21 protein-coding genes and 1 pseudogene are annotated in these 26,098 nt (G+C 62.2%); 17 read left to right on the plus strand and 5 right to left on the minus strand.

The window, feature by feature from the left end; genetic code table 11:
* Positions 1-42 precede the first annotated feature (42 nt).
* Positions 43-615 carry a MarR family transcriptional regulator gene (locus AYK65_RS28400; protein WP_026615155.1) on the minus strand — a complete coding sequence of 191 codons (573 nt, stop codon included), beginning with the start codon at positions 613-615 and terminating at the stop codon, positions 43-45.
* A 211-nt stretch (positions 616-826) separates the two neighbouring features.
* On the opposite strand from AYK65_RS28400, the gene AYK65_RS28405 reads away from it, so the two are divergent.
* The 12 genes from AYK65_RS28405 (at position 827) to AYK65_RS28455 (ending at position 16,207) form a co-directional block, all read left to right on the plus strand.
* On the plus strand, positions 827-2,593 hold the full coding sequence (locus tag AYK65_RS28405; RefSeq protein ID WP_081162591.1) for a type I secretion system permease/ATPase: 1,767 nt from the start codon (positions 827-829) through the stop codon (positions 2,591-2,593).
* A complete protein-coding gene (locus AYK65_RS28410) occupies positions 2,593-4,008 on the plus strand; it encodes an HlyD family type I secretion periplasmic adaptor subunit (RefSeq protein ID WP_081162710.1) in 1,416 nt (471 codons plus the stop codon). Before AYK65_RS28405 ends, AYK65_RS28410 begins: the two co-directional genes overlap by 1 nt.
* 377 nt (positions 4,009-4,385) lie before the next feature.
* A complete protein-coding gene (locus AYK65_RS28415; RefSeq protein WP_026615158.1) occupies positions 4,386-5,045 on the plus strand; it encodes a calcium-binding protein in 660 nt (219 codons plus the stop codon).
* Positions 5,046-5,171: 126 nt separating this feature from the next.
* Positions 5,172-7,427, plus strand: a complete 2,256-nt coding sequence (locus AYK65_RS28420; RefSeq protein ID WP_081162594.1) for a glycosyltransferase family 2 protein — start codon at positions 5,172-5,174, stop codon at positions 7,425-7,427.
* A complete protein-coding gene (locus tag AYK65_RS28425) occupies positions 7,424-8,269 on the plus strand; it encodes a class I SAM-dependent methyltransferase (RefSeq protein WP_081162597.1) in 846 nt (281 codons plus the stop codon). The genes AYK65_RS28420 and AYK65_RS28425 overlap by 4 nt, the downstream gene beginning before the upstream one ends.
* Positions 8,266-9,528: a glycosyltransferase family 4 protein gene (locus AYK65_RS28430; RefSeq protein ID WP_081162600.1), complete on the plus strand. Its 1,263-nt coding sequence runs from the start codon at positions 8,266-8,268 to the stop codon at positions 9,526-9,528. Before AYK65_RS28425 ends, AYK65_RS28430 begins: the two co-directional genes overlap by 4 nt.
* A 10-nt stretch (positions 9,529-9,538) precedes the next feature.
* Complete coding sequence (locus tag AYK65_RS28435; RefSeq protein WP_046116786.1) at positions 9,539-10,270, plus strand: hypothetical protein; 732 nt, start codon at positions 9,539-9,541, stop codon at positions 10,268-10,270.
* A 14-nt stretch (positions 10,271-10,284) separates the two neighbouring features.
* The gene (locus tag AYK65_RS28440) at positions 10,285-12,495 is read left to right on the plus strand and encodes a hypothetical protein (protein ID WP_081162603.1); all 2,211 of its coding nucleotides are present in this window, start codon (positions 10,285-10,287) and stop codon (positions 12,493-12,495) included.
* The gene (locus tag AYK65_RS28445) at positions 12,492-13,835 is read left to right on the plus strand and encodes a glycosyltransferase family 4 protein (RefSeq protein ID WP_081162606.1); all 1,344 of its coding nucleotides are present in this window, start codon (positions 12,492-12,494) and stop codon (positions 13,833-13,835) included. The genes AYK65_RS28440 and AYK65_RS28445 overlap by 4 nt, the downstream gene beginning before the upstream one ends.
* Before the next feature lie 37 nt (positions 13,836-13,872).
* Entirely contained in the window at positions 13,873-14,760 is an 888-nt protein-coding gene (locus AYK65_RS28450) for a UTP--glucose-1-phosphate uridylyltransferase (protein ID WP_081162609.1), read from the plus strand.
* A gap of 113 nt (positions 14,761-14,873) precedes the next feature.
* Complete coding sequence (locus AYK65_RS32650; protein WP_172402079.1) at positions 14,874-15,026, plus strand: hypothetical protein; 153 nt, start codon at positions 14,874-14,876, stop codon at positions 15,024-15,026.
* Positions 15,023-16,207 carry an SGNH/GDSL hydrolase family protein gene (locus tag AYK65_RS28455; RefSeq protein ID WP_244560137.1) on the plus strand — a complete coding sequence of 395 codons (1,185 nt, stop codon included), beginning with the start codon at positions 15,023-15,025 and terminating at the stop codon, positions 16,205-16,207. The genes AYK65_RS32650 and AYK65_RS28455 overlap by 4 nt, the downstream gene beginning before the upstream one ends.
* 185 nt (positions 16,208-16,392) lie before the next feature.
* On the opposite strand, the gene AYK65_RS28460 is transcribed toward AYK65_RS28455, so the two are convergent.
* Positions 16,393-17,679: an ABC transporter substrate-binding protein gene (locus tag AYK65_RS28460; RefSeq protein ID WP_081162612.1), complete on the minus strand. Its 1,287-nt coding sequence runs from the start codon at positions 17,677-17,679 to the stop codon at positions 16,393-16,395.
* A 148-nt stretch (positions 17,680-17,827) separates the two neighbouring features.
* Between AYK65_RS28460 and AYK65_RS28465 the strand changes: the two genes are divergently transcribed.
* From AYK65_RS28465 to AYK65_RS28480, 4 genes are read left to right on the plus strand one after another with little or no spacing between them, the layout of a single operon-like run.
* Complete coding sequence (locus AYK65_RS28465) at positions 17,828-18,856, plus strand: LacI family DNA-binding transcriptional regulator (RefSeq protein ID WP_046116791.1); 1,029 nt, start codon at positions 17,828-17,830, stop codon at positions 18,854-18,856.
* Positions 18,853-20,706, plus strand: a complete 1,854-nt coding sequence (locus AYK65_RS28470; protein ID WP_081162615.1) for a DUF2264 domain-containing protein — start codon at positions 18,853-18,855, stop codon at positions 20,704-20,706. The genes AYK65_RS28465 and AYK65_RS28470 overlap by 4 nt, the downstream gene beginning before the upstream one ends.
* Positions 20,703-21,713, plus strand: coding sequence for a hydroxyacid dehydrogenase (locus tag AYK65_RS28475; RefSeq protein ID WP_081162618.1), 1,011 nt, complete (start codon positions 20,703-20,705; stop codon positions 21,711-21,713). Before AYK65_RS28470 ends, AYK65_RS28475 begins: the two co-directional genes overlap by 4 nt.
* Positions 21,710-22,492, plus strand: a complete 783-nt coding sequence (locus tag AYK65_RS28480; RefSeq protein ID WP_081162621.1) for a sugar phosphate isomerase/epimerase family protein — start codon at positions 21,710-21,712, stop codon at positions 22,490-22,492. Before AYK65_RS28475 ends, AYK65_RS28480 begins: the two co-directional genes overlap by 4 nt.
* Before the next feature lie 155 nt (positions 22,493-22,647).
* Here the strand turns inward: AYK65_RS28480 and rctB are convergent, their stop codons facing one another.
* The 3 genes from rctB to AYK65_RS28495 all read right to left on the minus strand — a co-directional run bounded on the left by rctB (position 22,648) and on the right by AYK65_RS28495 (position 25,303).
* On the minus strand, positions 22,648-23,061 hold the full coding sequence (rctB, locus tag AYK65_RS28485; RefSeq protein WP_244560138.1) for an SMa0974 family conjugal transfer regulator: 414 nt from the start codon (positions 23,059-23,061) through the stop codon (positions 22,648-22,650).
* Positions 23,062-23,119: 58 nt separating this feature from the next.
* Positions 23,120-24,382 (minus strand): 8-amino-7-oxononanoate synthase family protein, encoded by a 1,263-nt coding sequence (locus AYK65_RS28490; RefSeq protein WP_046116795.1) that lies wholly within the window; start codon positions 24,380-24,382, stop codon positions 23,120-23,122.
* Between the two features lie 177 nt (positions 24,383-24,559).
* Entirely contained in the window at positions 24,560-25,303 is a 744-nt protein-coding gene (locus AYK65_RS28495; RefSeq protein WP_081162624.1) for a winged helix-turn-helix transcriptional regulator, read from the minus strand.
* Positions 25,304-25,546: 243 nt separating this feature from the next.
* Between AYK65_RS28495 and AYK65_RS28500 the strand changes: the two are divergent.
* Positions 25,547-26,042, plus strand: a pseudogene (locus tag AYK65_RS28500) (nucleotidyltransferase domain-containing protein); the annotation flags it as partial.
* Positions 26,043-26,098 lie beyond the last annotated feature (56 nt).

Below are 26,098 nucleotides of genomic sequence, written 5' to 3' on the forward strand. Positions count from 1 at the left end.
GTTCCTAGCCGATCGCCAACCTGAGGAATCACTTCTGGGGTATCAAATGCCGTAGCGGGCGGCACTGCCCCAAACCATTTCGAGCCGGTGCAGGGTCTGGAAGGCGGTTTCGAGATTGCGCCGGTCCTGCTCGCCATGGCTGAGGGCGCGTTCATAGGATTTCGCCGCTTCCCGCAGGCTCTTGCAGAGCTGCTTTCCCTTCTCCGAGAGCCTGATGCGAGCTGAGCGCTTGTCGCGCTGCGAAGCGATTCGATCGATATAGTCCCCGTCGGCGAGCTGCTTCAGGTAATAGGAGACATTGGAACCCACATAGTGACCGCGGTCCAAAAGCTCGCCTACCGAAAGCTCCGCGTCGCCGATTGCGAGAAGCACCATCGCTTGGGCGGACCCGATGTCGTCCACGCCGAGCTTCGTCAGCTCCGTGCGCAACAGCCCGGAGAAGCGTCGGCTTGCACGCTCCATCACGCGGGCGAGTTCGAAATACGTCACCAGCGCGTCGTCTCCGTCCCGATCGCTCTCAGGGTGCCTAGGGGCATTCCTGACCGCCTCACGCCCGGGCTGGACTACTACAGCGTCTCCGAAATCTGCGAACGGATAGAGAATCCTATGATTCATCCCTCTCTCCATTGGGGAATTTACTTTCAAATTCGGGAATTTACTTCAAAACTTGAAGTAAATTTCTTGGCGCCCCACCCCCGAATTGCCCGGTCTTGAGCAACAGACCTTTATTGTGTCACACTCATCCCAGCAATACTGTGATTTGAGTGAATCTGAACCAAAATCGCTCAGCCCACCCGCCAACGCGTTATAGCCAGAAAAGCCACCCATGCGTGATACTGTTCGAAACAACATGAATGGCAAGGGCCCAATCCGGCCAACACCGACGCAAAATGGAACAATGGACCCGGGTCTGCTCGTTTTGCGGGCGCGGCGGGTGTTCGTCGTGACGCTTCTTTATGCAGCTCTGCTCAGCGCCTGTATCAACCTCCTTCAGCTCACCATGCCGCTCTATATGATGCAGGTGCATGACAGAGTCTTGAACAGCCAGAGCATGGACTCGCTCGTCATGCTGACGATCCTTGCACTCGGCGCGCTGGCCATTCTGGGCGTGCTCGATTTCATCCGCGCCCTCACTTTCCAGGCTATGGGCAGTGCAATCGTGCGCTGGCTGAACCTGCCGGTCCTCACCGCCGCGGTGCAGGCCTCGGCCGACCAGGGGCTGACCAGGGCGACGCAGTCGCTGCGGGACCTGACCGAGCTGCGCGGTTTTCTTACCTCGTCGGCCGTCAGCGCCCCTCTCGACGCCGCCTGGTCGCCGATTTTTCTGGGCGTTCTCTTTCTGCTGCATCCCGTCTTCGGGTTGATTGGCGCGGTCTCCGTGGTGGTGCTCCTGTGCTGCGGCCTCATGAACGACCTCTTGACGCGCCAGCTCATGAAAGAGGCAAGCCAGGCGAATATTGAGGCAGTGTCGAAAATAGGTGCGACATTACGTCACGCCGAGGCCATCGAAGCGATGGGCATGCTGCCGGCGCTCGCCAATAAGTGGCGCGACGCGCAGCTACACGCATTGGGCGTGCTTGAGGCCAGCGGCACCCGGGCGAGGGCGATGGCCTCCATCACCCGTTGCCTGCGCTTTGCCATACAGGTCGCGTCGCTCGGCGCCGGCGCTTACCTCGTGATGAAACAGGAAATCTCGCCCGGCGCGATGATGGCGACGACTATCCTGGTCGGCCGCCTTCTGCTGCCGTTCGATTCCGTTATCGAGAACTGGCGGCAATGGGTGCTCGCGATCGCTGGCTGGCGGCGGATCGAGGCGGCTCTGAAAGAGGATCTCGCAGTCCGCCAGACGATGCCGACGCCGCACTCGCAAGGAGATCTGGTCGTCGACAAATTGGTTTACGCCGCACCCGGCCTGGACGTGCCGATCATCAAAGGCATCTCCTTCTCGCTCGCGCCCGGCGAGGTGCTGGGCGTCGTCGGTCCTTCCGCCGCCGGCAAATCCACCTTGGCGCGGCTCCTCGTCGGCATTCTCAAGCCCACGGCGGGCGGCGTCTTCCTGGACGGCAACAACGTCTATCTGTGGGAGCGCAGTTCCTTCGGCCGGGTCGCGGGCTATCTGCCGCAGTCGGTTTCTCTTCTTGAGGGAACGATCCGCGAAAACATCGCCCGCATGGAGGAAAGCGATCCCTACAAGGTGCTCGAGGCTTCGCGCCGCGCCGATGTCCATGACATGATCGGACGCCTGCCGCTCGGTTACGATACGCCGGTCGGCGAGGGTCAACTGACCCTGTCCGGCGGTCAGCGACAGCGGATCGCGCTGGCCCGCTGCCTTTACGGCCGGCCGCGCCTGCTCGTGCTCGACGAACCCAATGCCAATCTCGATGCGATCGGCGAACGCGCCCTCATCCGCGCGGTCGAAGAGGCGCGCCGGGATGGCTCCATCGTCATCCTCATCGCGCATCGACCGGCCATCATGCAGGTCGCCGACAAATTGCTGGTGCTGGAAGGCGGCCGCATCACCCAGTTCGGCCCGCGCACGGACGTGGTGGCCTCTATGATCCCCGGCGAAACGCGTCGCGAAGGAACCGCATGATGACGACCGAAACGATCCTTCCGGCACGCGTCGATGTGCAGCCCCTCGTCACGACCGAAGACCGAGAGCAGCGCCTGCCGGTGAGCGCGGCACCGCCGCCGAGCACGGGCCCCACGGAGCTCGACTTCTCGGAGACGGGCATGCATTCGCCCATCCGGCGCCTCGTCATAGCCGGCTTGGCAACGATCCTCGTTGCTTTCGGCGGATTTTTCGGCTGGGCGTTTTCGACGGAACTCAGCAGCGCCTCGGTCACCAGTGGCACCGTCGTCGTCGATTCCAAGCGCAAGACGGTCAGCCATTTCGAGGGTGGCGTCCTTAGCCGCCTTCTGGTCCAGGAGGGCGACCATGTCGCCGCCGGTCAGCTCCTGATCAAGCTAGAGGACACGCGTGCCCGCTCCGACCTGCAGGCGCTCGAAAGCCGGCGCGTCGGCCTGATCGCCAAATTGGCACGCCTCAGAGCCGAACAGGCGGGAGCACAGGATATCAGTTTTCCTGCCGATTTCGCCGGCGAGGCCGCCGCCGACGCGATTACAGCGGAAACGTCCTTCTTCGAGAAGCGCCGCGAAGCGAAGAATGGCCGCGTAGAGATCCAGCGCAAGACCATCGAGGAATATTCGGAGAAAGCCAAATCGCTCGCCGCGCAGCTCCAGGCCACCGATCGGCAGATCGACCTCATGAACGAGCAGCGGACGGCAATCGCAACCCTCGTAGACAAGGCCTTTGCCCAGCGCTCGAAGCTGATCGAGATTGACGCAAGGCTCAGCGAACTGGCCGCCACGCGTGGAGAAATTGCCGGCGACAGGGCCCAGGCGCAGAAGGCCATGGCCGGCGCAGAGCTCGCGCTGACGGGAATCGACAGCGATTTCCAGTCGGAGATCGCAGGCGAGATCACCACCGCCCGCCTCGAGCTTGCCGATGCCGAGGAGCGAATCATCGCTGCGAAGGACGTGCTTCGCCGCCTCGAGATCCGCTCCCCCCAGGCGGGCATCGTCGCCAATATCCAGCTGCGTACAGCAGGCAGCGCCGTGACCCCCGGCCAGCCGCTGCTCGACATCGTGCCCGAAGATGAGCCGCTGCTCGTGGAAATGCATGTTAGCACGCGCGACATCGACAGCATAACCATCGGCTCCAACACGCAGATTCGCCTGACCGCGTACAACCAGCGCTCGCACCTGCCGCTCGACGGCAAGATCACCTATATCGCGGCCGACCAATCGGTGGACGAGAAGTCCAACGTCGCCTATTTCGTAGCGCGAGCCGAGATCGCCCCCAAGTCCCTCGCCGCGAACCCCGATATACGTCTCTATCCCGGCATGCCCGCCGAGGTGCTGATCGTGCACAAGCCACGTTCGGCGATCGACTACCTGGTCTCTCCGGTCACCGAGAGCTTCAACCGCGCCTTCAGGGAGGACTGAAAACGGTCCTCCCGAGAGCTCCGCGCGTCAGATCGAACGTGTGCAGTGAGTACGCAGTCTTTTTAGCTCTTCTTGATTTTCCTAAGACCAATTCGAATTTGGGGAACCGCACAGCGGCATTCGACCTGGCGTACAATTTACTTTTAATTTTGAAATGATTTACCCGCATTACAACAGCAATAACTCCTAAAAATATATTGTGCCAGTATTATCACATCTAGCAGTCAGTATCAGAAATACGCAGATAATAGCAAAAACAAGCAGATTTATTTTTGACTCCTCTGTTGCCTTCTGTTTTTTTGCAGTGCACACTCCAGCTCGCAATCCTCGGCTCCGTGCCGATGACGCATGCATCAAACGACGAAGAGGAGAAGCAGATGGCCACTTTGGAAGGCGGCGCATACGACGACGCCCTGTTTGGCTCTCGTTTCGACGATTTCATCCGCGCCCATGGCGGTGATGATTTCGTCAACGGAGGCAACGGGAACGACATCGTCTTCGGAGACGAAGGTGATGATTTGCTGTTCGGCGGCAACGGAAACGACACGCTGCTTGGCGGCGAGGGCTCGGACATTCTGTACGGCGAAAACGGAAACGACATCCTGCTCGGCGGCGACGGTGCGGATCTCCTGTACGGTGACAGGGGCAACGACATCCTGCTCGGCGGCGACGGCAACGATTTCCTGGTCGGCGGCCAGGGCAGCGACCTGCTCCTGGGTGGAGCCGGCAACGACACTATCAATGCAGGCTCCGGCAACGATCTCATGATCGGTGGTCAGGGCAGCGACGTCTTTGTATTCGACGGCGGTGGCGGCAATGATGTCATCCTCGACTTTACTCCCGGCGAAGACGTCCTGCAGATCTCCAAGGGCATCAATGGTCTCGACATCACCTCGCCCGAGGACCTCGCTTCGCGCATTACCCAGGTTGGCGGCAATGTCGTCATCGACCTCGGCCATGGCGACACGCTGACGCTGGTGAACGCCGACGCCGACGATATCCAGGCGCATCCCGAGAACTATTTCACGGTTCACTAATAGGCTGAGGCGCGGGATGCGCGCGGAAAACCGCCCTTCCTCATCCCGCTCTTGGCCGGAAACGGTACGCCCCGCCCTCCTCCCGCGGGGCGTGCCTTCACCTTCAGCAGTCCAGAGGAGTGGCGTGTGAGTTTCGACGACCGCACGAGGGGCGCCAACGGTATTTTCGAGAATGCAAAGGCCTTCCGGCTCAGTTCCGAGGTGGCCGTCCTGATCTGGGATGTTCCTGCCGAGCTGCCGGGCACGGCCAAGTACACGCTCGTCTTGCGCGAGCAACCGGTTCCGCTTGTCAGTACGACGGTTCCGCTTGCAGATGGCGGCCAGCGCATCCTTTGGGCCATGCGGCCGGGCACGGAGCCGCAGCGAGCGCAGATCGCTCTTGAAGGCGCCCGCCTTCAAACATTCGTCCTGCCGCCCATAAGTGCACTCCGGCCTCTCGATGTGGACGCCCTGCTTGCCGATCTTTCACCCCAGGGCTGCATCAAGTTCCTGAACAATCTGCTGACTGCCTGGCGAAGCGCCTTCCGGCTTTCCAGGGACCAGCTTTTCATCAGTGCCGTCGAGGATGCGCTTCACGCGCTTACAGCGCGGCCGCGACCCGCCAATATCGTGTGCCCGATCGCCGAGGGCCGGCATCTGATCGAGACCGCCATCAGTCCCGATTTCGGCGAGATCAGCGCCGTCTACGCGCTCGGCGCGAGCTCCATTCTGCCACTGGCTTCGCAATTTCTCGTCGGCGCCGATCGGCAGCAGAACCTGCGCCCCTGTCATTTCATCATCGAAGCGCCCCGCACGCGTGAACCTTTCCTCTTCGTCTTCCTTGGAAAGAAGGGGATCGCGCTGCGCGAACTGTCCGCCCTTAATCCACGCTACCAGACATTGCAGAAGTGGTGGGGCGAACGCGGCGTCGCACCGACGCTTCGCGAGTTCGTCGTCCGCTGGCTCTCTGGAATGCCGGAGGGCGGCACGGCGACAGCGATCGACCTACAGCTTCGACAGCCGCTGCCGGCGCGGCAGATCGGCAAGTCCGCGATGCGCCCGAGCGCTGAGGTCGATCTGGCGCTGGCGCTTTCAGGCGGCCTGCTTGCCGGCGGCTGGCTACATGATCCCACATCCATCCTCGCCGGAATCGACTATCTGAAAGAGGACGGCACGGCAGTGCCGCTCGACGGGAACTGGTACGAGTTTCCCGCCTGGGCCCGCGGCGCAGACGAGGGCGCCAAAACCGACGTGACCGGCTTCGTGGCCTGGCTACCGCTGAACGAGCCGCTCGGCGCTCTCCTTCAGCCGCGTTTCCAGATGCGGCTCGCTTCGGGCGCGGTGAAGCCTCTCGTGCCGAAGCCGCAACCGTTCGAGGCCACAGCGCAGCGCAACCGCATTCTACGCGCCGTCCCGCCGCAGCACGCAGTCGACGAGGCCTTCCGCACGATCCTTGCCCCAGCCATCGAGGACGTGGAGCAAAGATTGGGCAGGACCATAAAGGTCGAGCGCACGAAGGACTACGGTCTGCCGCAGAAGGCTCCCATGGTCTCGATCGTCGTGCCGCTTTACCGGGTGCTCGACTTCCTGCGCTTCCAACTCTCCGGCATGGCGACGGACCCTTGGGTCGTCGGCAACGCGGAGATCATTTACGTCCTCGATTCGCGAGAAATCCAGGACGAGACGGAGCACCTGCTCGGAGGGCTGCACCTCCTTCACGGGCTGCCGATGAAGCTCGTGGTGATGAACCGCAATGGCGGCTATGCGCGGGCCTGCAACGCCGGTGCCCGCTTCGCGCGCGGCTCGATCCTCGTCATGCTCAATTCCGATGTCGTGCCCACAGCACCCGGCTGGCTTCAGGCGCTCACGGTGCCACTGCTGCAACGAAAGAAGGTCGGCGCCATCGGGCCGAAGCTGATCTTCGAGGACGGCTCGCTCCAGCATGCCGGGCTCTACTTTGCCCGCGACCGACGCGACGTCTGGCTCAACCACCATTTCCACAAGGGCATGCCCGGCGATTACGCGCCGGCTCAGGTTGCCCGGAGCGTTCCAGGCGTCACGGGTGCCTGCCTTGTCACGCGGAGGGAGACTTATGAGCGCGTCGGCGGATACACGGAGGATTACGTCATAGGCGATTACGAGGACAGCGATCTTTGTCTGAAGATCCGCAGGAGCGGGCTCGAGATAGCTTACGAGCCCTCGGCCTGCCTCTACCATTTCGAGCGCCGGTCGATCCGCCGCAGCCAGGACTACATGCGCGGCGTCGCCAGCCAATACAATGCCTGGCTGCACACGGAGCGCTGGAACGACGACATCGACAAGCTGATGACGACCTATCTCGGCACTGGCAGTGAAACCATCGTTTCGTTCGGCGACGAAGCCACAGCCAGGAGCGCCGCATGAGCGAGACGGCCCTTCGCAACGAGAGCGCAACCGCCACGGCGCTGCCCGCTAAAGAGGATCGCGTCCAGTGGCTGCTCGAAAGCATCCAGCGCAACCGTTTTCTGCCGCAGCCAGCCCCCGACAGCGTCTTCGTCGGCGACGGCGACTTCAAAGCGGTCGGCGCCGAGTTTCTCGGCCACTTCATCCGGATGGGAGGCTTGCAGCCGGAAAGCCGCGTGCTCGACATCGGCTGCGGCATCGGCCGGATGGCTGTCCCCCTCACCCAATATCTCGACCTCGAAAAAGGACGCTACAGCGGGATCGACCCCGTCGAAGGGGGCATTGCCTGGTGCCGTCGCTTCATCACTCCGGCCTATCCCAACTTCGCCTTCCAGAGGGTCGACATCGCGCATGACCTCTATAATCCGAAGGGAAAGATCAGCGGCAAAGCGCTGAAGCTGCCCTATGCCGATCGGCACTTCGACTTCGTCATCATGACGTCGGTCGTTACCCACCTGCCGCCGGATGAGGTGCTCATTTACCTGAGCGAGGTCGGAAGGCTCCTCAAATCCGGCGGGCGTCTGTTCATGACCGCCTTCGTCGTCGACCCGGTTGCCGCGACGAACGAGACGGGCCGGCGCGACACGCGTCTGGCCTTCCAACGGGATGGCGACGGTCCCTGCTGGTTCGTCCCCGAACTGCCGCCGCTTGCCGCGGTGGGCTTCGATGACGGCTTTCTCGACAATGCACTCCGCCGCGCCGGCCTCACGACCGCCTTGAAGTCGTTCGGCTCGTGGCGCGGACAACATGCGGATCATTATCAGGATGTCTTCGTGGCCGAGTACCGCGGAGGCGGCCGGTGAGTCCGCGTGTCCTCGTTGCGGCGCATAACCATCCCAGCCTCCACCCCGGAGGCACCGAGATCTTCGCGCATGACCTGTTCCGGGCTTATCAGCGCGCCGGTTGCGAGGCGCTCTTTCTCGGCGCCACGAACCAGATCCATCGCCAGGCGCGGCCCGGGACGAGCTTCCAGGGTATCGGTCCGGCGGGAGACGAAGTGCTGCTGTGGTCCGGCCATTTCGATCGCTTTTTCATGAGCCAGATCGATCTCTATGGGGTCGTTCCGGACCTCGTGGAGCTGCTGCGCGACTTCAGGCCGGATGTGGTCCATGTCCATCATCTGCTCCTCATCGGCGCCGAGTTCCCGCACATCGTGCGTCGGACATTGCCCGATTGCCGGATCGTCATGACGCTGCACGATTATTATCCGATCTGCCATCACGACGGCCTGATGGTGCGAACGAGCGGAAAGGAGCTCTGCTACAAAGCAAGTCCCGACCGCTGCCACGCCTGCTTCAAGGACGTCGCACTCGATCGCTTTGTGCTTCGCGAGCGGCACCTGAAATCGCTCCTGAACTCTGTGGACCGTTTCGTCTCGCCAAGCCAGTTCCTCAGGCAGCGCTTCATCGAGTGGGGGCTCGCCGAAGATTCAATCAGCGTCATCCCCAACGGACTGCCACCCAGGGATGCGCCCGCGGGCACAACTCGCAATGGAAAAGACCTCCCCGTCTTCGGCTATTTCGGCAATCTCAATCCCTGGAAGGGCGTGCCCGTGTTGCTCGAGGCGGCGCGACAGCTCATTGCCGAGGAGTTCGAATTCGAGTTGCGCGTCCATGGCGGCGCGCCTTTCCAGAGCGAGAGCTTTACAGACGAGATTGCACGTCTGTTCAAAGAGACGGCGCCCTTCGTGCAGCAGCGAGGTCCTTACCGGCGCGAGGACGTCGCGGGACATGTCGCCGCGGTCGATTTCACGATTGTACCCTCGATCTGGTGGGAAAACGCGCCGCTCGTCATTGGCGAGGCGCAGGCGCAAGGACGGCCGGTCATCGCCAGCAACATTGGCGGCATGGCGGAGATGATAGAGGACGGCGTGAACGGCCTGACCGTCGCACCCGGCGATCCGCGCGCGCTGGCCTCCGCCATGCGCCGCATGGCGGAGGATCCGATGCTGGCGCGCCAGCTTTCAGCAAACGCCCGCACGCCCGACGACATCAACACGACCGCCCGGCGCTATCTCGATCTGATCGATGCAATCGAGCCGACGCGCATCGAGGCGGCATAGGGGGAAATCGATGTCTTCAATCGCCGAGAAATCAAATGCCGCACCGGAACAGGACAATACAAAGCCCGTGAATGGCCGCGTCGATGCGATCGACCAGGGCCGGCTCTTCGGCTGGGCCTACGACCCCCAGGCCCCGGACCAGCGGCTGGCCATTCGCGTGCTTCTCGACGGCAACGTGATCGCAGAGGCGATCGCCGATCGCAGCCGTCCCGATCTCAAGCGCAACGGCATCGGCGACGGCAGCCACGCCTTCGAGATCGCGCTGCCGGAGGCGGCGGCCTCGCGCACCGGCGATCTCGTCGTGATGGCGCTGGACGGACGCGGCACCGAGCAGAAGCTTCGTGTCCCGCGCCCCGACGAGCAGGCGGCCGAAGCCCTGATCGCCGCGCCGCTCGCAAAGGTGCTCGACAAGCTCGACGTGCTGATGGCGGCGCAGCGGCAATTGCAGGTGTCGCAGCGTTCGATGTTGCGGGCGCAGAATGACGAGAGCAGCGAGGCTGGGGCGGTCGGGGTCGCCGCCATAGGCGACGCCGTCGCAAATCTCAGGACGGAAATCACCCAGCGGCTGAGCGATCTCGACGTCCACCTGATGCGGCTCGACGGTGTAGTGGCGGCGATGGAAAAGAACCTGAGCGCCTTGCAGAAGCAGTCGAGCGGAGAGCTGAAGCCGGTGCTGCTTTTGCTTTTCGTTCTCGTGGGATTTGCCGCGGGCGCTCTCCTCTCGCTCTTGACCGGTGCGTGAGGGGGCCGACGCACATGCTCGGTGCAGAACAGACGCTCCCCCTGTCATCGCAGCCCGCCGCCAGGCTCCTGAGGTCTGGCAGGGTCGTCGCCTGCCCCGTCGATGAGGCGCTTCTGCTTGTGATCGGCACGGGCGGCCCCATGGCCGGTGAACTGCCGGCGGAAATCAACGACGATGCGGCCGTCACTTGGGTCGCCTCGATCATCGGCTGGCAGTTGCCGACGCCCCTGGCGCCGGCGACGCACGGTTTCGCGGCGCTGCTGCCGTTGGATGGCACCAGCCGTCCGCTCACGACCGTCCGCTTCGGTGGCGAAGGAAGCGGCCGGCGCTACGTCTTCACGCCTCGATCCGTCTCGCTGGGCGATGCGGTCGCGATCCTCGCGGAGCTCGCCGAGGCCCGATTGGCCGGCACCCTGGATGCGCTCGTGGACGCCATCATGCAAGGGCCTATCGGGCGCCAAAGGCTCTCGGCGATCATCGCCCTGTTGCAATCCCGAAACGGCAGCGACGGATTCATCGAGCTTCTTGGGGAGAGCCACGATGGAGCGGTTTTCCTCAAAGGATGGGGACGCCATGTCGTGCCCGGCGTGTGCCGGACGGTCGTGAGCGGAGAACAGTCCCTCCTCACCGACTGCGCAATGGCCACCTTTTCCCGTCCGGACACGCCGGAGGGAGCGGCGGGCTTCATCGGTCTGCTGCCGTCGAACGAAAGGATTCGGGCGCGCGACATAGAGGGGCTTGTCTATCGCGGACGCGCCGGCTGGCGCTACGCGAGGGTTCATGAGCAGAGGGTCTTCGCCGGTCCCACGGAAACGCCGGGCCATATCCGCGCCGTGCTGCTCCAGACGCACAGCTCGCCCCAGGTTCTCCTGCGCCTGCGCTCGGCCGCGAACAGCTTCGACGGCAGCGAGACGGTCTCCACGCTTACTCTGCCCGTGCGGATGGGGATAGACAATGCCTTCCAGGTCGATGGCGGCGGTCTCTTGATCTCGGGCTGGTTGCTCGATCCGGACGGCCACGTTCAAAGCGTCAAGCTATGCGGCGGGCGCGCCGAGACGCGGCTCGACGATCGTTGGACCAGGCTCGACCGGTCCGATGTGACGGGTGCTTTCAACGAGGACCCGGTGTTCCGAAACGCGTTCGGCCGCGAAAGCAATGGCCACGGCTTCATCGTCTCCACCAAGGCCTTGGGTGCCACGGCAGCGCTCCATCTGGAGGTGACGCTCAAGGATTCCCGTCGCGCCTTCATGCCGCTTTCGCCAGTCCGGGTTGCCGCCCGTACGGCGGCCCTTCGCCAGATCCGGTCCGTAGACCCTGATGACTGGGCGCTGCCGGAGGTCATCGATGGTCAGATCGTGCCGTTGCTGTGCGCCTGCGAGCGCCCCTCGCCGGCCATCGGGATCCTCGTCGATGCTGGTCCGTTCGACCAGGCTGGCGGCCCGCCGATCGTCATCGCCGCCGGGGAAAGCGAAGAAGAAGAAGACATTGCTCCCTTCCTCGGGCTCCTCGCTCTCGACCCCGAGACCCGGCACGCGCCCATCGCCCTCGTCTTGCCTCCTGAGCGTTTTCGCCGCCAGTCCGGGCGGATCAAGCAACTTGCGCAGTTCTACCGCCTGTCGCTGAGATTGACGTCGGCGCAAGAGCCGGGTGACGTCTACGACCTCCTGGAAGCCGGTGCTCGGGCGCTGACGAGCGATACGGTGGTCCTGCTTGCCGGCTCGCTGCTGCCGCACAGGGCCGGCTGGTACGGCAAGCTCGTTGCGGCGCATGAGGGATTGAAGGGCAGCATCATCTCCCCAACGCTTGCCTATGAGGACCATTCCGTTCGCTGGGCCGGAAGCTGGGCAGCCTCGGAGTCCGAGCGCCCGTTTTCAGGCCGCTACGCAGGGTATCCGCTGAGCGCCCTGACCGGCCTGAAGCTGACGCGGGTCGCGGCGGCCTCCTTTGAATGCTGCATCATGCCCCGCGAGGCTCTTCTCGCGGCCGGAGGCTTTTCGGCCGGTTATCTCGGCTCTCAACAGAAGGGCCTGGATCTCGGCCTCAGACTCGGCCGCTCCGGCATTGAATCCTATTGGTTGCCATCGGTCCAGATGCTGGGGTCCGACGAGGCCTCGAGCGTGGGCACGGTCGCGCTGATGGCGCGGATCGATCAGGGCGTCTTCGACGCCCGGTGGGCTGAGACATTGGCGGACCGAGAGAACATCCTCGAAAGGGTTTCCGCATGAGCGAGCGACTTCGAGTCCTTGTCGTCTCCCATGGCCACCCGACGATGTCGCTGGGCGGAGCGGAGGTTGCATCCCATAACCTCCACAAAGGCCTGAACACGCTGCCGGGCGTCGAGTCGATCTATCTTGCTCGCGTCGGCCATCCCGTTCCGCGCCATGGTGCATCGGCGCTCATGAGCATGCGCCTGGCGGTGGACGAGGTTCTCTTCCATGCCGACGACTACGACCACTTCTTCCTGTCCAACGGCGATACCGAGGCGATCCGGCGCGACCTTCTGCGTTTCGTCGGCGACCTCTCCCCTCACGTGGTCCACTTCCATCACGTGATAGGCATGGGGCTCGAGGCCCTCTATGCTATTCGCGAGGCCCTGCCCCGATCGTTAATCGTCGTCACGCTCCATGAATATCTAGCGATCTGCCACAACCACGGACAAATGGTGAAGAGGCCGTCGGGCCAGCTCTGCAACAAGGCTTCGCCTATCAGCTGTCACGGCTGCTTCCCCGACATCCCGGTCTCACGCTTCCTGAAGCGCGAACAATTCCTGCGCGGAATGCTCGACCTTGCCGACGCCTTCGTCTCCCCGAGCATGTTTCTCGCGACCCGGTATGTCGAATGGGGATTAGAGGCGGAGAAGCTTGCCGTTATCGAGAACGGCATTGTCGTCAAGGAACCCGCGCCCGTGCGCGACCTGCCCGCGGGCGTCGCACGCCGCAACCGCTTCGCTTATTTCGGGCAGATGACGCCGTTCAAGGGCGTCGACGTCCTGATCGATGCGGTGTCGCGCGTTCCGCAGGAAATCTGGGGCGAGGACTCCTGCTTGATGATCTACGGCGGCAATCTCGAGCGGCAGCCGGCCGACTTCCAGGAGCGGGTGAAGAAGCTCATCGACGATGCCGGCCGGCGCGTGCGTTTCTATGGCGCCTATCAAAACGCGGACATGCCGCGGCTGATGCGCTCCGTCGATTGGGTCGTGCTGCCGTCCATCTGGTGGGAAAACTCGCCGGTCGTGATCCAGGAAGCCTTGCACCACCGCAGGCCGATCATCTGCTCCGATATCGGCGGCATGGCCGAAAAGGTGCGTGACGGAAGAGATGGGCTGCATTTCCGCGCCGGTAGCGCCCAGGATCTCGCCGACCGGCTCATAGAGGTCCTGAACGAACCTGCGGCCTGGGAACGGCTGCACACAACCATGCGAACGCCCATGAGTCATATCGACTCCGCCCGCGAACATTCCGAGCTCTACCGCCGGCTCCATGAAGAAAAGCAAGGGCGACTCGGTCCCGAGCACTCCGCTCCGCCTGCGCCGGCCGGCTCGACCATTCGGGCAAGAGCGTCATGACCCGCCCCCCAGGTCCCATGAATCGGAGATAGCCACCATGCAAAAGAGAATCCGCAAAGCCATCATTCCCGCCGCCGGCCTCGGCACGCGCATGCTTCCCGCTACAAAAAGCGTCCCGAAGGAACTGCTGACGATCGTCGACAGACCGGTGCTCGACTATATCGTGGAGGAGGCCTTCGCCTCGGGCATCGAACACGTGATCATCGTCACCGGACGCATGAAGGGTGCGATCGAGGACCATTTCGATCATGCGTTCGAGCTCGATGTCAGCTTGCGCAACGCCGGCAAGCATCCGCTGGCCGACAGGATCGTCGAAAACACCCCTCGTGCAGGCACCATTTCCTTCGTGCGCCAACAGCAGGCGCGCGGCCTCGGCCACGCAGTGTGGACCGCGCGGCACATCGTCGGCGACGAACCCTTCGCCGTCCTGCTACCCGACATGCTGATGGTCTCCGAGGAACCCTGCCTCAAATCCATGATGTCGCTCTATCAACGCCATGGCGGCAATGTCATCGCCGTGGAGCGGTGCGCGCCCGAGAACGCGCACAAATTTGGCATCGTTTCGCTCGATCGCAGGGCCGATGGCCCGGTTGTCACAGGTCTCGTCGAAAAACCAGCTCCGGGAACGGCCCCCAGCAATCTCTTCATCTCCGGGCGCTATATCCTCCATCCTGACACCTTCGACTTGCTCGAGCGCCAGGCGCCCGGCGCCGGTGGTGAAATCCAGCTTACCGATTCCATGATCGCGCTGATGTCGACCCAGGAGGTCCGCCCGTTCGAGTTTTGCGGCCGCACCTTCGACTGCGGCACGCCTGCAGGCTTCGTCAGCGCAAATCTGCACATGGCAATCGCCCGAAGCGATCTCGCGCCCCACGTTGGCCTGGAGATCGAGACCCTCTCCGCCGCGCAGCGCGCCGTGGCCTGAACAATGCCACGGGCGGGAACGCCATAAAGGGCCCGCCCGATCGCATCCGTGATGGCTGAATGCAGTCGAAATCCACGCCGATTGCGGCCCCATCGTTTCTCGGAGTTTCTAAAATGCTCATCTATTCCGACGGGGACCCGGAGGTGATCCATTGCGACGGATCGTCGCCCTACGTTCTCGTCGCCGTCAATTGGGAGGCAACCACCTATGGAGTCTGGCGCTGTCGCGAGCTTTCGCCGGCCGGTCGTGCGGCGGTGACGCCATGAAGCTGAAGACCCTGATCATCGGCGGTTCCAACACCGTCATGCAGCCCGGCTACTTGCCCTCGCTGCTTTCCACCATGGCGCGGCGCGGCGTCGAGCTCGACATCGTCGCGGATCTGGCGGTGGGCGGCACGACCAGCGCCTTCGGCCTTTACCAGCTCAAGACCCGAGAGCAGGAACTCGCCGATTGCGATCTGCTGCTGATCGAATATGCGCTCAACGATGCCTTCGTCTATGGCGATGAGCGCCGCCCGTTCCGGCACTGGGCCCGCTTCTACGAGGGAATCATCCGCTTCGCCCGCGAGCGCAATCCGAAGCTGCGCATAGCCACGCTCGTCTTCGGGTCCCGCAACGGCTCGTTCCTCACCTCCGTGCCCTCGATTGATGCCGGCATCACCTACATCTCGCAATGGTACGGGACGATTTGCGTCGACGTCTCTCGGCTTCTGATGCAGAAGCTCGGACGCGAGGTGGTCGGCCATCCCAGCTTCTATTCCGACCAGGGCCATTATGCCCGTCCGGTGGCGACGACCATGGTCGCGAACCTGATCGCCGACGAACTCGAACTCGCGCTCGCCGCGCCGCTGCGGCCCGCGGCGCTGCCGCCAGCGATTGACCCCGAGCATTTCGCCGGCGCCCGAGCCCTCGACGGCGCCTGGCTCGCCAAGCGGCTCGGCCAGCCGGTGGTCGAATACAGCAACAGGCGCTTTTCGATCGCGGCAGTCGATCTCGGGCGCGACCGGCTGCGTTTCGAGGTCGAGAAGGGGATGCTGCTCGCGCTGAACTATGTCTGCGAGCCGCGCATCCCGCCGCTCGATGTCCGGATGGGCGAGGACATGCATCGCGCTGCGATGCTTAAGGGCGGCGTCCGCGACGGCACCTACAAGTTCCTGGTCTCAATGCTCAGTTTCGAGTTCCTGTACGGGCCGACGCTCCTCGACATGCAGCAGACTCGTGCGCTGGTCCTGTCGGGCGGGACAGTCTCCGCCGAACACAAACTGCATGTGCCGAGGGACAGCATCCGGCACGAGACGTTCCCGGCCGAGCCGGTGCTACCCCTCGCCGGCATTCTCTTCACTGGAAACCTCAAGGCCTGCGCCATCGAGAGATCCGCCGCGCCGCTGACCCGACCGGCAGACCAACTTGCCGAGATCTCGCCCGAGCTCGCGGCATCGGGCTCCTGATCGCCCGGGGCATTTCGGTTCCGGACTAATCCGCCATTCATGCGCTCCAGCCTGCCAATCTCGGATTCGCCGACGCCTGGAAGAACTCGACAAGCGCCTCGGTCGCACGTCCTCGGTCAGAGCGGGATGAGGAAAAGCCTCCCGCATCCCGCGTCTGATATTCCGGGCGTCGCCAACTCTCCCGGTCAGCCCGTGCGGATGGTGGCCTTTCCTTCGCTGACCAGTCGTTCCGCCGCATCCGCGACCGATGTGCGTTCGAAGGCAAGCTCGTCCGCAATCGGGCGGAACACGCGATGGTCGAACTCGGTCGCTCCGAGCGGGGCCGGCGCCGGATAGCTGCCGACCTGGTCCTTGAGCGCGTTGATGTATTTAACGGTTTCCGCTTCCGTGGGATTGAGCTGCGGCAGTATTGCCTCGCGGACGGTCGGTGACATCGGCACGCCGCGCTCGACGCCGAGGATCTTGCCGGCTTCGACGTCGTTGACGAAAAAACTGATGAACCTGGCGGCTTCCTCGCCGTGCTCTGAGGTGGCGCCGATGCTCCAGATCAGGGCCGGGCGATAATAGTGACCGGAGGGGCCGCCCTTCTCGGCTCTGGGCAGCATGCCGATGGCAAGTTTGCTCTTCATGATAAGCTGATAGCCGATCAGTTGGTTGGAATAGGCCATGCCGATCGCCGAATAGCCGAGCGCCAGGCAGTTCGTGTCGATCGTGTTCTGGTCGAGCGTCTGGACATCAGCCGCAACGGTGCCGCCGCGCTTGCGCAAATCCTCCCAGTAGGCATACCACTCCTTGGCCTCTTCGACGCCGAAGCCGAGGCCGTTTTCGTTGAAGAGACTGCTGCCGCGTTGCCTGAGCCAGGCATCGAAGACATAGGCGTAGCGTGCCGCATACGGCCCGCCGCCCTTGCCGGTGGCCTTGGCCATCTCGATAGCGATATCCGCGTATTCCGACCACGTGGTGTCGAGCCCCGGAGGGGTGACGCCTGCCTTGGCGAAGGCATCAGCGTCGTAGAACATCGCGAAGGAGTTCAGGCCGAGCCCGACTCCCCAAAGCTTGCCGTCGACGGTTGTCAGCTTCAGCATATCCTGGCCGAAAGCGTTCACATCGAGCACTGAATTAGTGAAAGGATCGAGCGCGAGGCAAGCTCCGCGCTTCGAGTAATCGGAAATCGTGTTGGGCTCGAGCTGGAAAATGTCGGCGATGGCGCGACCGGCCATCTGCGTCGCAAGCTTGGTCCAGTACCCCTCCCCGCTCAGGCTCTCACCGACGATCGCAATATCCGGGTTTTTCTCCTGGAAGAGCCGGGCAACACTCAATGTCCGCTTCGAGCGATCGTTGGAGCCCCACCACATCGCGCGCAACTGCACGCTCTCGGCAGCAAAGGCTTGTCGTGAGCCTGCGGGGCTAAGCGCAATACCTGCGGCGGCGCCCGCCGTGCCGAGCATGAAAGTGCGTCGATTGATGAGCATGCCGTTCCTCCCTGTCGCTGCCCGCCTCGCGCTCTCCTCCAGCGCCCCGCGGGATCAAGTTTCGGCAAAAGAATTATGCAAAAAGCAGAAATGTGCAAGAATTTGTTTTCATCTTGCAAATTTGCGTTCTTTGCGTAATGTTTGCGGCATGACAGAAGCATCTCCCAAACGGTTCCGCCAAGCCGACATCGCCGCCCGCGCCGGGGTTTCGGTTTCCACCGTCTCCCGCGTTCTCGCGAACGAGCCCGGTATCAGCGAAGATGTCCGGCGGCAGATCCTCAAGGTCGCCGAAGACCTCGGCTATCGGGTGAAAGTCCCCGCCAAAAGCGCGCCTCAAACGCTGGCGCTGATTGCGACCAACGGTGTCACCGGCGGCTTGAGCGTCTTTTACGAAGGCATTGTCGAGGGCCTGCGTTCCGAGGCGGCCCAGCAGGCGATGCCGTTCGACATCCGGCTTGTCCGCGAGGCCAAGGCAACGCCGGAGATCGTTCGCGAGCACATGGAGTCCCTCGGGGCGGAGGGTCTCTTCCTGGTGGGCATCGATCCCGGCGATGCGCTCTGCGGGTGGCTCGAGGAAAGCCGGACGCCGGTGATCCTCGTCAATGGCACCGATCACGAAATGCGCTTCGACGGCGTCTCGCCTTCGAACTTCTTCGGCGCCTATGCGGCAACGCGGCGGCTCGTTAATGCCGGCCATCGCCGCATCCTTCACCTGACGGGATCGCACCGGCAGACGATTCTCGAACGCATCCGCGGTTTCGAAGCGGCCATCGCCTCGGTCGGGGGTGGCGAAGCGCGCGTCATCCACTTGCCCTTTGAGTCCAATGCCAGTTTTGAAGCGCATGCGGCGACACTCGCTGCGCTTGCCGAAGACGCGGGTTTCACGGCGGCTTTCTGCATGAACGACTTCGTCGCGGTCGGCGTGCTCGAAGCGGTCACGGAGATTGGCCTGAGCGTACCTAAGGATTTCGCCATCGTCGGTTTCGACGACCTGCCCTGCGCCGAAATGGCAAATCCGCGTCTCGCCACCATGCGTGTCGATCGCGTCGCGGTCGGCCGCGAGGCGATCGGCATGATGCAGTTCCGCTTCCGCCACCCGGCGGCACCCGCCCGGCACGTCTCTCACGCGATAACTCCGGTGCCCGGCGGCACGCTCGATGAAGGACAGCGCGCATGACCTACGACCCCGCCAGTGCCAATCCGCTCCGCGGCAATCCGCTTGAAACGCGCGGCGACATGCAGCGCGCGCTGATCGACCTCTTCGATCCGCTGCTGCCGTATTTTTCCGAGGGCAACGCGCGGGTGCGCCTTGATGCCGCCGCCGGGCACTTCGACCGCGCCGCCGCCGATCTCGAAGGTTTCGCGCGCCCTCTCTGGGGTCTTGCGCCTTTTTCCGGCGGCGGCGGCCACTTCGCCCATTGGGAGCGCTATGCGGACGGCATCGCCAACGGCACCGATCCGAACCACCCGGAATATTGGGGCACCGTCAACGGCCGCGACCAGCGCATGGTAGAGCTTGCGGCGCTCGGTTTCGCGCTCGCCCTGGTGCCGGAAAAACTATGGGACCCTTTGAGCGGCCGAGCGCGCGAAAATCTTCTCGCCTATTTGCTCCACGCCCGGCAATTCGACTATGCGGACAACAACTGGAAGTTCTTCCGTATTTTCGTCGACATCGCGCTCGACCGACTCGGCGTGGAGTATGACCGCAGTCTCACCAGGGCCTATCTCGCCGAACTCGACGGCTTCTACATCGCGGATGGATGGTATCGCGACGGCAATGTGCGCCGCATCGACCACTATATTCCCTTTGCGATGCACTTCTACGGCCTGATCTATTCACGCCTCGTCGACGACGATCATGCGAAGCGCTACCGCGAGCGTGCCCTCGCCTTCGCGCAGGATTTCCGTCATTGGTTCGGAGAGGACGGGGCAACCGTCCCCTTCGGCCGCAGTCTCACCTATCGTTTCGCCTGTGCGGGCTTCTGGTCCGCGCTTGCCTTCGCCGATTTCGAGGCGCTGCCTTGGGGCGAAATCAAGGGTCTGTGCATGCGCCACCTCAGATGGTGGGCGGACAAGCCGATGACCCACCGCGACGGCGTGCTGTCGATCGGGTACGGCTATCCGAACCTTCTGATGTCCGAGAACTACAATTCGGCGGGCTCGCCCTATTGGGCGTTCAAGGCATTCCTGCCGCTCGCGGTCGCAGAAGACCATCCGTTCTGGACGAGCCCGGAAAAACCGCTCACCTCGTCCCGCGAGCCGATCGCCTTCCGCCATCCGGGGATGGTCATGATGCCCTGCAAGGGTGACGTGGTGGCGCTTTCTGCCGGCCAGGAAAACCGGCAGATGCGGTTCGGAGCGGAAAAATACGCGAAATTCGCCTATTCGAGCCGTTACGCCTTCAGCGTCGAGAGCGACGAGCGGGCCTTTGCCGGCGGCGCCTTCGATTCGATGCTCGCCTTCAGCGACGACGGCATTCATTACCGGGTGCGGGAGACCAATGAGGAGGCGCACCTTGCCGGCAACGTCCTTTTTTGCAGATGGTGCCCTTGGCCGGACGTCGTCGCCGAGACCTGGCTCATTCCCTCCTCGCCTTGGCATGTGCGGGTGCACCGGATCACCACACCAAGAGAGCTCCAAACGATCGAGGGCGGCTTTGCGATCGCCAGACGCGACTTCGAAGCCGACACGCTTTCAGCAGGACAAGGAGCCGCCCATGCCATCGGCGCGGAGGATTTCAGCGGAATCCGCGATCTCGGCTCGACGGTCTCGCGCGAAGGTCTGGTCCAGAAGGCTCCGCCCAACACCAACCTCATCGTCGCGAAGACACTGGTGCCGCATTTGCGCGCCACTATACCGCCCGGGGAGACCGTTCTCCGCTGCGCGGTGCTTGCGGTCCGCGATACCTCCGCGCTCTCCGCCGACTGGTCAAGGCCGCCGGCCGCCCCGGACGGCGACGAATTGCTCGCGCTTGCAAAGCAAGGCGTGACGGTGAGCGCCATGAATGTGCCGGGGCGAATGCCATGAGCCGCCCCGCGGTAGCCTTTGCGATGCAGCCCGAACGAACGCGACATGTCCTGACGCCGGAACTCCTCTCGCGGCTCGGCGATGTCGCCCGGATACTCGATGAAGCGCCGATGACGTCCTTCGATGACGAACGGGCAAAGCGGCTGCTGGCGGAAGCGGAAATCCTGGTCACCGGATGGGGCGCGCCGCTCTTCGATAGAGCAGCACTGGCGCTGACGCCGCATCTCCGCCTCATCGTTCACGCGGCCGGAACCGTCAAAGGCGTCGTCAACGACTGCGTCTTCGACGCCGGAGTGCCGGTCAGCCATGCGGCCGCGGCAAATGCTGTGCCCGTCGCCGAGTTCACGCTTGCCGCGATCATCTTTGCCGGCAAGCAGGTTTTCCGCTTCCGCGATCTCTATGCCGCCGACCGGGGTCGCAGCCGCACCCATCTGCTCCAGGGCCAGCCGGTCGGGAACTATCGCCGCACAGTCGGAATCATCGGCGCCTCACGGATCGGACGACGGGTGATCGAATTGCTTCGCCCTTTCGATCATCAGGTGCTGCTCTATGATCCATTGGTTGGAGAAGAGGACGCGACCGCACTTCATGTCGAGAAGATCGATCTCGATACGCTGATGGCGCGCTCGGACATCGTGTCGCTACACGCGCCCTCGCTGCCGGAGACCCGGCACATGATCGACGCGCGGCGCCTGTCCCTGATGAAAGATGGCGCGACGCTGATCAACACGGCGCGCGGTGCACTCGTCGACGAGGCGGCGCTGATCGACAGGTTGAAGACGGGTTCGATCAACGCCATCATCGACGTGACCGATCCTGAAATACCGCATGAAAATTCGCCCTTCTACGACCTGCCGAACGTGTTCCTGACCCCGCATATCGCCGGCGCGATCGGTCTCGAGCGCACACGCCTCGGCGAGATGGCAATCGATGAAATCGCCCGATTCGTCAAAGGCAGGCCGTTGCATTTCGAGATCCGCAAGGCCGATCTGGAGAAAATGGCATGAGCGGTTTCGAACCTGGGCTCTGCACAGTTACCTTCCGCAAGATCGGCGTAGAGAAAATAGTGGACCTGGCGGTGGCAGCCCGTCTCGCCGCGATCGAATGGGCCGGCGACGCGCATGTTCCTCCCGGTGACCTGGCCATCGCGCGGACCGTCGCGCGGCTGTGCGAAAGGGCCGGCTTGTCAGCGTCCTACGGTTCCTACGTGGCGCCGCCGACGTCTGACCTCTCCGACCTCATGCGCGCACTGGAGAGTGCAATCACACTCGGCGCCTCCAACATCCGCATCTGGCCGGGAACACGCCAGCGCGATTCGAGGGATTATAGCACCGGTGAAAGGCGCGCGGTCGCCGAAGCAATCCGCGACATGGGCGCAGAGGCCGCACGGCACGGGATGACCGTGTCACTCGAATATCACCCGCAGTCTCTGACGGATGATACGGACTCGGCGCGCCGCCTGATCGATGAGATCGCCCATGAGAATGTCTACCTCTACTGGCAGCCGCGGCCCGGACTTCCTCTTGAAGAGGCGCTGACGGAGATCGGCGAGATCGGCGAGCATGTGTCCCATGTCCATGTTTTCGCCTGGGACCGCGACCGCAACCGCTTTCCCTTGAGGTCCGCGGCCGACTATTGGCGAAGGGTTCTCGGCGCCATGCCCGCTTCACGCTGGACCGGGCGCCGCTTTGCCATGCTTGAATTCGTCGCAAATGACGATCCAACGGTATTTCTGGAAGACGCTGCAACGCTCCGGAGACTTCTTGAACAGAGCGGTCGCGGCTGAGAACCGAGAGGCTTGCCATCAGGGGCCTATGAACCCGGATGACTCCGCAAGAGCCACTTTGTGTGAGCTGTATCCAGACCGGTCGCATCCGAATTCGTGCGGCCGACGAAACATCCACGGAGTTTCTTATTTCCAGGGATACGGCGGGTGAAATCTCATGACGGTTGCCCCCGCCTGTCCTGGCCCGTTACTCCCTGCTCAGGGGCGAGTTCTTCGCCTTTCATGAATTCTTGTTCGGATGAACAAGTTCTCTGGCTGCAGACGGCATTTGACCGACCGGCCGGGCGCCAGGCGAATCCCTCACGCGCCAATGCCGCCGCTTCGAAAATGCTGCCCTCCAATGCCGTTCTTATGCCATAGTAAGAGATGACGTCTGTCGCGACGACCCGCATCAGCACCCCTCTATCGACAGCCCGCACTGTGGCCTCGCCATCAACGAACAGGAAGGTCTTTTCCATCCCGTTGTCGGCGGTTGACACGCTCAGCTCGGCGATGCGAAGTGAAACATCATGAACAACGCCTGTTGAATTTTGCAGCAAGACACAGCACTCCGACAGATGCTCGTACATAGAGAATCCTTGTTCATTCAATGGTGATCTGAATCCGGGTACGCCCGTCGTTGGCGCCTCAGTGCTGCCGAGAGTCTTCTATCTCCGCAAGGACCTCTTTGACCGCGCCGCCCACCCCTCGGATGTCGTCCTCCGAGTGGCCCGCTGTCGGGCAGAGGCGCAGCCCTGCCCTGCCTCTCGCAACTGTAGGAAAGAAAATGGCCGACGTGTAAAAACCGCGATCGAGCAAGGCTTTCGCTGCCCCGATGGCTGTCAGTTCGTCGCCGATCTCCACGGTTCGGATAGGCAAGGGCGAGCCCGTCTGATCGGTCGGAACGAGGCTATCAAAAAGGGCGGTCCTCATTCGGAGAGCCTGCTGAAGATCGGCAAGCTCTTTCGTGCGATGGAGTTCCTGCGAAGCAAATGCTGCGCCGATGGCTGCGACGTTGAGCGACGCCGAGAAGGCGTGCGCTACGGCGAACCTGCGAAACAGCTCTTCCTGTCGCGCCGTGCCGAGCATAATCATGCCACCCGAAGCTCCAAATCCCTTTCCGAGCGACGCGGCAATGATCGTCCGTTCACCCAAGTAGCCACGGATCTGCGATCTTGCGAAGCCCTCCCCATGCTCGCCGAAAATCGAGATCCCGTGGGCGTCGTCGATGTAGAGAAAGAGACCATATCGCTTCTGAAGTCGGCGCAGTTCCTCGATGTCAGCACTTCCGCCCATCGAATAGACGCCGTCACAAACGTAAGCCACACAGGCATTGCTGCGGCAGAGGGTCTCTAAGGCGTCTATGTCATTGTGTGCTATCGTCTCGACCCTGGTTTCGGCGGCGATGGTTCCCTTGTGAAAGGCGAGCGTCGCGTGGGCCAAGCGGTCGAATACCATCACTGGCCTCACGCCACCGGTCAGGTGTCCGGAGGCGATCAGCGGCAATGCACTCATGTTGGCGGCAAGAACGGTGGTATAGGTGATCACCCGCGCGGCGAACAAGTCCGATAGCGCCGCCTCCAGATCGCCGAGGATCGAGAAATTGAGCCGCGTTCTTGCACATGACCAATGGAGCGCACCGTATTTGTTCAGAGCCTCGACCGCGCCGGCAGTTATCTTCGGATGATTATCCAAGCCGAGATAAGAACAGCGCACGAAGTCAACGACCTTGCGCCCGCGGTCGTGGGAAAGCGCCACGACACGGCCCTTGAGGGGACGCCCGTATATCGCCATAAGCCCGTGAAAGTGCGCGGCATCGAAATGGCTTTGGGCGTAGCGTATCAAGCTGCCGGTGTTCCTTTGAGCGCCACTACCCGCGATGGTCCCCTGTCCTGGCGTTTTCCCTTCCATCCGAAAATCCCCCGATTCATTTGAATATTACGGAAGATTTAATTCGACATTTCCCAAACTCAACAAAGTATTTGAGAAATTTTTACAGCGTTTTTTGAAATTAATCTTTGAACTTTCGTAACAAAATGGCACTTATATACCGTACGGAGAAAAACTTAACATTGTGAACTTCTACCACTAAATTTCATCAATATCGATGGCATAGCCGGTGGCCCTGACCGTGCGAATAAGATTACGGCCGGTCAGACGCTCGAGCGACCGACGCAAGCGACCGATATGCACATCCACGGTACGCGGCTGCACGTACCGATTTGATGGCCAAGCCGCTGCGATCAGGTCCAGACGGCTGCGCACCCGGCCTGGTGCTTCCAGCAAGCATCGCAGCAGGTTGAATTCGATGGGACCGAATTGAACTTCTTCATCGCCATATCTAACGAGACGGCGCCCGGGCTCTATTCTTAGCGCGCCAAACGTGCCAGCACCCTTTTCCCCTTGCGCAACTGTCGGTGGCTTATCATTCGCCCCGTTTCTCGGCAGGGAACCAAGGTACGCCAACAGCCTTGCCGGCGAGACCGGGCGCACGAAGTTTTCGTCAACCCCGGCTTTCAGCAACGCTAGATAGTATCGCTCATCCCCCGACGAAACGAGTGCGATAGTCGGGATGCGCGAGGTTGCGTCGCCAGCCTTAATAGCGGCACAGGTTCTCAACGTGAGCTCTGAATCCTCTGCCGAATCCAGGATAATTGCCGTGACCGGCCTTGTCGCGGCCTGGTCCACTATTTCTTCCTCGCTCACCAACGTTGTCTGAAAGCCTTCCGACGCCAGGATGTGTGCAAGCAGCACATAGAAGTTTGCATTACCCGAACAAATCAGAACCGAGGGTTTTGTATGCTGAACCTTCATGCGATCAAGCTCTCTCATCGCCGCTCTCTTCTTGAGATTTGATGTCACAAAAATTGGAAATAATACGCTCGCACTGCCTGCGTAATCCTTGAATTTTTAGTGGTTTTGTTCGAAACTGCGATCACAGGTTAAAAATCATGGGATTTCCTTCTTCGTTTGTTGCAACATTTTGGTGAATCGCCGTGAGATAGGCGCTCTTTGGATTAAGCGAACCGGGTTCGCTATTCATGCTCCATGGCTTCAGAGAACGCGCCAGAATCGATGAAGACCAGCCTCGACCATCTTCCGCATCGAAAGCAGCGCGAGCTCGCGCGCATCGTCGAGGTTTTGAATGAGGAATTCGAAGACGCCCTCAAGGAGGGAACGGCCGACTCCAAGAAGCGTGGCCGAATTTTGAAGATCATTCCCTTCGGCTCTTACGCTCGAGGGACATGGGTCGACGAGCCACACATGAACAAGGGATACAAGTCAGACTACGACCTGTTGATCGTCGTCAACAACAGGAAGCTTACGGACCTTGCCGCTTACTGGCATAAGGCACAGGACGTTTGCTTCGGCTCCAAGGCGTGGAAACGGCGGTGATTTTTTATCGTCCACTCGCGCCGCGAAGTGAACACAGGCCTGCGAGAGGGACGATATTTCTTCGTCGATGTCCGCAGGGATGGGATTGTTCCTTTACGAGTTGGACGACGAACCTCTGGCGACTCCAAAGCCACTCAGTCCGGCCCACGAGTATGAAACCGCAAGGAGACATTTCGTTCGCGCCAAAAGGCAGATTACAGCTTCTGGTTCGGGGTGTTTCTTCGACTGAGG

Origin of the sequence: Ensifer aridi (assembly GCF_002078505.1) — a bacterium.
In the GTDB taxonomy this organism is placed as follows: domain Bacteria; phylum Pseudomonadota; class Alphaproteobacteria; order Rhizobiales; family Rhizobiaceae; genus Sinorhizobium; species Sinorhizobium aridi.